At 49.4% G+C, this 6,038-nt stretch carries 6 protein-coding genes; 2 read left to right on the top strand and 4 right to left on the bottom strand.

Going from position 1 to position 6,038, the window contains the following annotated elements:
* Positions 1 to 114: 114 nt before the first annotated feature.
* Positions 115 to 1,218: an LCP family protein gene (locus tag HMPREF3168_RS03885; RefSeq protein WP_070488546.1), complete on the bottom strand. Its 1,104-nt coding sequence runs from the start codon at positions 1,216 to 1,218 to the stop codon at positions 115 to 117.
* 242 nt (positions 1,219 to 1,460) lie between these two features.
* Between HMPREF3168_RS03885 and HMPREF3168_RS03880 the strand changes: the two genes are divergently transcribed.
* Positions 1,461 to 2,348, top strand: coding sequence for a DNA/RNA non-specific endonuclease (locus HMPREF3168_RS03880; protein WP_070488544.1), 888 nt, complete (start codon positions 1,461 to 1,463; stop codon positions 2,346 to 2,348).
* Positions 2,349 to 2,664: 316 nt separating this feature from the next.
* Here the strand turns inward: HMPREF3168_RS03880 and HMPREF3168_RS10600 are convergent, their stop codons facing one another.
* From HMPREF3168_RS10600 to HMPREF3168_RS03860, 3 genes are all read right to left on the bottom strand, one after another.
* The gene (locus tag HMPREF3168_RS10600) at positions 2,665 to 3,219 is read right to left on the bottom strand and encodes a hypothetical protein (RefSeq protein WP_231536136.1); all 555 of its coding nucleotides are present in this window, start codon (positions 3,217 to 3,219) and stop codon (positions 2,665 to 2,667) included.
* 287 nt (positions 3,220 to 3,506) lie between these two features.
* The gene (locus tag HMPREF3168_RS03865; protein WP_035161576.1) at positions 3,507 to 3,875 is read right to left on the bottom strand and encodes a helix-turn-helix transcriptional regulator; all 369 of its coding nucleotides are present in this window, start codon (positions 3,873 to 3,875) and stop codon (positions 3,507 to 3,509) included.
* A 134-nt stretch (positions 3,876 to 4,009) separates the two neighbouring features.
* A complete protein-coding gene (locus tag HMPREF3168_RS03860) occupies positions 4,010 to 5,023 on the bottom strand; it encodes an NAD(P)H-dependent glycerol-3-phosphate dehydrogenase (protein ID WP_035161575.1) in 1,014 nt (337 codons plus the stop codon).
* Between the two features lie 538 nt (positions 5,024 to 5,561).
* On the opposite strand from HMPREF3168_RS03860, the gene HMPREF3168_RS03855 reads away from it, so the two are divergent.
* Positions 5,562 to 6,038, top strand: a 477-nt coding sequence (locus HMPREF3168_RS03855) for a hypothetical protein (protein ID WP_246825674.1), incomplete at its 3' end; no start/stop codon positions are given.

The following is a 6,038-nucleotide window of genomic DNA, read 5'->3' as shown; positions in this document are numbered from 1 at the left end:
AGTTCTTTTTGGTGTGGGAAGTTTAAGTAACACACAAGTATACTTCTTTAACATCACTACAAATCATACAAAAAGGGAGTCAAACTTTCTAGTTCGCCCCCCTTAAGTTAGTAATTAATAGCCGGTACTGTTGCTTTGATCATTGCCGGCTGCTGCCCCATTATCGCTGCCAGCCGTGCCAGTATTGCTGTCAGTTGTCGTGCTGCTTGAGCTCGAACTGCTGCTTGTTGACGTATCGATTGAATCAGTGCTTACCGTCTTTGTCTTGAGGCCCAGGGTCTTTCTGATCAAGTCACTGATTCTCTGCCGTTCAGAAACAGAAATCTTCTGGTAGGAAACCCCGTCTTGCATGTAGCTAGTGCCGTGAGTGTAGTCAGTCTTCAAGTCCTTCGTGGCTGCCAGGTAGCTCTTCGCCATAGAAGTCATGTCACTGAAAGTCAAGTCAGTTTGCACTTGCTTGGACAGGGAAGAAATGAAGCTGGAGTTCAGCAGGGTTGTCGCGCTTTCAGCCTTCTTCAAGAGAGCTGAAAGGACTTGCCGCTGCCGCTTTTGCCGGCCGTAGTCACCTTCTGGGTCATCATACCGCATCCGGGAATAAGCCAGTGCCTTGGCCCCGTCCATGTGAGTCGTCTTCCCCTTGGTGAAAGTGTAGCCTTCATAACTAAAGGAAAGAATCGGAGCAATATCAACCCCGCCGACCTTGTTAACGATGGTCTTCAAACCGCCCATGTTGATCAAGACATACGCGTTGATCGGGATATTGTAGTACTTCTTTAGAACCTTGGCTAATTCCTTAGCATTGCCGTAAGCGTAAGCCGCGTTCAACTTGGAAGGTGAATTTTCCGGGTAGTCTGGCAAGTTGACCTGCTGGTCTCTTTCAAAGCTGACCAAAGTTGTCTTCTTGGTCTTTGGGTTCAAGACCGCGACCATGATTGAGTCGGTCCGGCCCTTGTAGGTTCTGCCCAAGGCCCCAGTGTCCGTCCCCATCAAAAGAATTGCAATTGGCTTGGAGTTGCTGATAACAGAATTCTTGCTCCCGTTTTCCGCATCCCCCAGACCGCCAGACCTATAGGCAGTATCAGCCGCGTTCTTTACAGTATTGTACTCATAGAGGGCAAAGCCGCCGATCGCTACCAGAATGACCGCCAGCACGCTCCAGAAGATCCGCATGGCCTTGTTGCGTTTCTTCCGCTTGCCGACTCTGGTATTTTTGTCCATATCATTATTCACAGTTTTCACCAGTATCCTATCTATATAGTGATCATTATCTCCATTATAATTAAGATCTCGTTAATTTGATACCATGACTTAGATTTTTAGCTTTTTTTAAAAAGTAGACCCGGCTTACAAAAAGTAAATTTCCGCCATTTTCCGCCTATTCCTTCTTTATATAATCATGTTAGAATGTCAAAGTTGTTTGTTCTAACACTAAAGTGATTTTGTAAAGAAGAGGAATTTCCGTGAAGAAAGCAATGCAAAAATTAACGGCCCTCCTGCTGGCCTCAGCCAGCTTCCTCGTGGCCAGCCCCGCCAAGGCCAGCAGCCTGGCTGACCGCAACTACCAGGGGCAAAAAGTTATCACCGTCAACCAGGACCGGCCAACTTTTTCCAAAAAGGCCCTGTCGACTAAAAAGGGGGCCTGGCAGAGCTACCACAAGCTGGACTCTTTAAACCGGGCCGGGGAAGCCGATGCCCTGCTGAACAAGCGGCTCATGCCGGCCAAGGCCAGAGAGCCCCTTTACTGGAACCCAACCGCCTGGCACAACAAAAAGATCGCCGGCGGCTGGCTCTACAACCGCAGCCACCTGATCGGCTACCAGCTGACCGGGCAAAACAATAACCCCAAGAACCTGATCACCGGGACCCGGCAATTAAACGACCCGGGCATGCTCAAGTACGAAAACCAGGTGGCCAGCTACATCAAATCCTCCAGCCGCCACTACATCCGCTACCGGGTCAAGCCAATCTTCCGCGGCCGGGAGCTCCTGGCCCGCGGGATTGAGATGGAGGCCCAGTCCACTGGCTCTAACGCTGTCCGCTTCCACGTCTACATCTTCAATGTCCAGGACGGCGTCAAGCTCAACTATTCAAACGGTACCAGCGTGGTTACCGGCGCGGCGAAAAAGTCTGCCAAAAAGACAGTAGTTAAAAAGGCCGCTGCTAAAAAATCTACATCTTCTAAAAAGAAGATCAAGACTTCTACCACCGGCCGGATCGTCGGCAACCGCCGGTCCAAGATCTACCACGTTCCAGGCCAGGCCGGCTACCACATGAATTCAGCCAACGCGGTCTACTTCCGCACCGAAACTGAAGCCAAAAGAGCCGGCTACCGCCGGGCACTGCGCTAAAGCATATTTCTTGTATTTTTGTAAGGGTCTGTGTAGTATTGGCAGTAGGAAAAGGCAAGAGAGATGGACCTACCTTTTCCTGTAAAGGTTTTATATCATGCTCTTTTCTTATTGCATTTTTACACACACTCTTTTATCTTATTTGTACAGTTTTGGTACAATATGTTGGCATATCGGGCGACTCATTTCAAACACTTCTAACATCTTTCGCATTTTTTCGATTCCTTTCTATTCATAAAATGCATCGAAGCCATGTGCCATTCCCTTTTACATCAAAGAGGAGTCCCAACCGCGGGTTGGGGCTCCTTTTTTTGCCCTATTCTGATTTCTTACTCGTCTGCTTTTTCTTCTTTTCCGTCTTCTTCACCAGCAGCGAGCTCTCTTCCAGCTTATTCAAACTGATCTGCCGAAGCAGCTTCTTGAAGTGGGCCTGGCTGCCGATTTTTTCTATTTGACCCCGGTTTCCCTTGAACCAGTAAACGCCACTAGCGTCTGCAAAGAGGCAGACCATATCAGAACCCGCGTAAGCGCCGGTCAAACTTCCTTCCGTCTTGCCAATCGCCACTTTTTTCCGGTAAAAATAGCGCGGCTTGGCCCCGCCAACCGGGAAATAGCTGGGCAAGCTGTTTAAAGTAATCTGGCCGTTAGCCGCTACCGCCAAACCCAGCAGGTCACTCACTGCCTGCCCGGTCTGGTTGTCGATCTTCAGCTGTAGCTTGCCGCTCTTTTCTTCTGTCTCCCAGACGTTTAATCCCGCGGCCGCGCTGGCTGCTGACAGGTCCTGGTTGGCCTGCTTAAGTGCCTGGTTTTCCTTGGCCAGGCGGGAATTTTTCTTCTTTAAACTGGAATTATCGCTCGCCAATTTGTCCAAGCGCTTTTTGATGCTGGAAGCTTCCTGGCTCTTGGTCCGGCTGGCTTGGTAGAGCTGGCCGGCCAGCTGGCTGTTTCTCTGGGTCTGCTTGGCAGCTTACGCGCTCAGCCAGACGCTGGCTCCCATGGCGGCAAAGCCCACCACCAAAGCCAAGACCGTCAGCCAGGTCAGCCAATTCTTCTCCTTCATCATCTTAATCCCCTTTTTTAACATCACTCTTTCATTATACTACTTCCTTTGAAAAGGCTTCCCCCCTGGATAAAAGAAAAAGGCGGGAACTTCCCGCCTTATTGAGCATCGCGCTCGGCAATATCGCAGCGCATCAGCTTCTCAACGATGTCAATATATTCCCGCGGCACCTGCTGGCCCAGATAGGTCAAACGGATATCGCGGTCGGTCAAGTCGACCACCCTGCGGTCTTCCTGCCCTTCCTGCACCAGCATTTCTACCGGCAGCCCGGCCAAAACGCTGTTCCTGGACACGCCAAAAATATTCGCTATCTTCTCAACAGCCTTCATCCGCGGTACCTTGCGGCCAACCTCCCAATTAGAGATTGTCTGCTTGCTTACTCCCAAGGCCAGGGCCAGCTCCTGCTGACTCATCCCCCGCCGCCGGCGCAGGTCTCGCAAATACTTGCCAATCATGTTCTTTTCCATCCAAAGTCACCACCTGTCATAAGCATAACATAAGTTGTAATAAAATGAAATGTTTATGAGAGTTTTTGCTTTTTTAGAAAAGAACAGAAAAGATAAAAAGAAGCCTGCTTCCGCAGACTTCTTAATTAACTTTATTACTTGGTCATTTCTGACTTCTTTTCCCGCAGCATCAAGGCGTCAACGGTTTCCCGGGCATCAGCACCGCGGTTGACCACGGCGTCAACGGCGAAGACGATTGGCATTTCCACGTCATACTTGTCAGCCAGTTCCAAGGCGGCTGGAATGGCGTTGATCCCTTCAACGACCATGCCGACTTCCTTCTTGGCTTCTTCAGCGCTCTTGCCCTTGCCGATCAAGTAACCGGCATTGTTATTCCGGCTTTCCTTGCTGGTGGCGGTGACAATCAAGTCCCCCATGCCGGCCAGGCCGTCAAAGGAGTCTTCCTTGCCGCCCATCTTAAGGCCCAGGCGCTTGATTTCCGCCATCCCGCGGATGATCAAGGCAGCCCGCATGTTGTCCCCGTAGCCCAGGCCTGAGCAGATCCCGCTGGCCAAAGCAATTACGTTCTTCAAGGCCCCGCAGAGCTCAACGCCCAAGCGGTCAGAGTTGGTGTAAACCCGCATGTTCTTGTTCATGAAGACATCCTGGACCTTTTCAGCCACAGCTTGGTCTTCACAGGCGGAAACGATGGTGGTTGGCAGGTCCTTGGCCACTTCTTCAGCGTGGGTCGGGCCAGACATGGCAACGTAGTGGACATTGCCATGCTTGCCGTCCTTGTTCAATTCGTCAGCGATGACTTCAGTCAAAGTTAAGAGGGTGTCTGGTTCGATCCCCTTAGCCACGTCAACGATGATCTGCCCGTCTGGAATAGAGGCAGCGGCAGTCTTGGCAGTTGAGCGGACGAAGACTGATGGTACGGCGAACAGGATGATGTCCTTGTCTTGGCAGGCTTCCGCAATTTCCTTAGTGAATTTAATTTCGTCAGGAATAACCATACCTGGCAGGTTCTTCTGGCGACGAGTTCTTGAAAGTTCGTCGACTTCTTGCGGCAGGGCTGACCAGACGGTCACTTCATGACCAGAGTTGCTGAGCATCCGGGCCAGTGCCATGCCCCAAGTACCTGCTCCCAAAACACCGATTTTTGCCATATTATTACCTCACTTAGTTTGTTGATTCCTATTCGCGGCGGCAAAACGGCCGCCACTGATCTAACCTATTATAGCACTCAGCCGGCAACTTTCTCTTTAACCCCAGCCTAATTATTAAGAAATTAGCCTTTGCCCGCGCAAAAAAAGACGTTTCCCAATTGAAACGTCCGTTAGAGACTAGCCATATTAAAAAGTGTAAACAAAAAACAGCTATGCATTTATCTCCAAGTGAAAAACTCAAGAGTTTATTAAAAGTAAGCGATTACTCTTGCATAGCCTATTGTATGATGTAAAATAGGATTTGACAAGGCTTTTCGTGAATTTAAACAATTTTTATGCACTTTTTTCAAAAGACGAACGATTTTTTCCTAATTGCTTTCTCAGCAGCATAACATTTTATCAATTTGTAATAACACTATCCGCTATAGTATACTGAACAGTAGGATTATCCTTCAACAATTTGGACATATGTCTAAGCGAGGGGAATTATAATTAAGAGGATATTATATTATAACAACAAATAAGGCGTAATTCAGCAGTGTTTAGACAGCTTAGGAAAGCAAACCAAAACGACTACTTGCTTATTACGGCTACTTTGATTTTGTTGGTCGTCTTCAACCTCAGCTTGCTCAGTTACGTCCAGGGACAACAGAAAGCAGCCGAGCGCGACCAGGCCAAGGACTATGAAGAGGCCTTGAAGTTCGCCGACGCAGCCTTGTATGAGGTGAAAATTGCCGGCAAGAACAATTTTACCAGCTACAAGTCTAGCTTGACAGAGAAGAAGCACCACAACCAGCTGGGCCTGGGGTTAAGAGCCCTGGCGGCGGGCGACCCGACTCCCCTTTTGGTCATGCAGATGGATACTAAAGAAGCCATCTACGTTAACAAGAGCCTGCTGGAGCTGTTTGGCTGCGAATTGTCGTCAGAATTCTACGACTATTACGGCCAGTCCCTGCTCAACCTGATTTCCCCGGGCGACCAGGCCAGGGTATCTTGCAGTAGGCGATTTCAATGT

The organism is Lactobacillus sp. HMSC08B12, assembly GCF_001808415.1.
In the GTDB taxonomy this organism is placed as follows: domain Bacteria; phylum Bacillota; class Bacilli; order Lactobacillales; family Lactobacillaceae; genus Lactobacillus; species Lactobacillus delbrueckii.
This window is presented reverse-complemented; position numbering and strand designations above follow the sequence as displayed.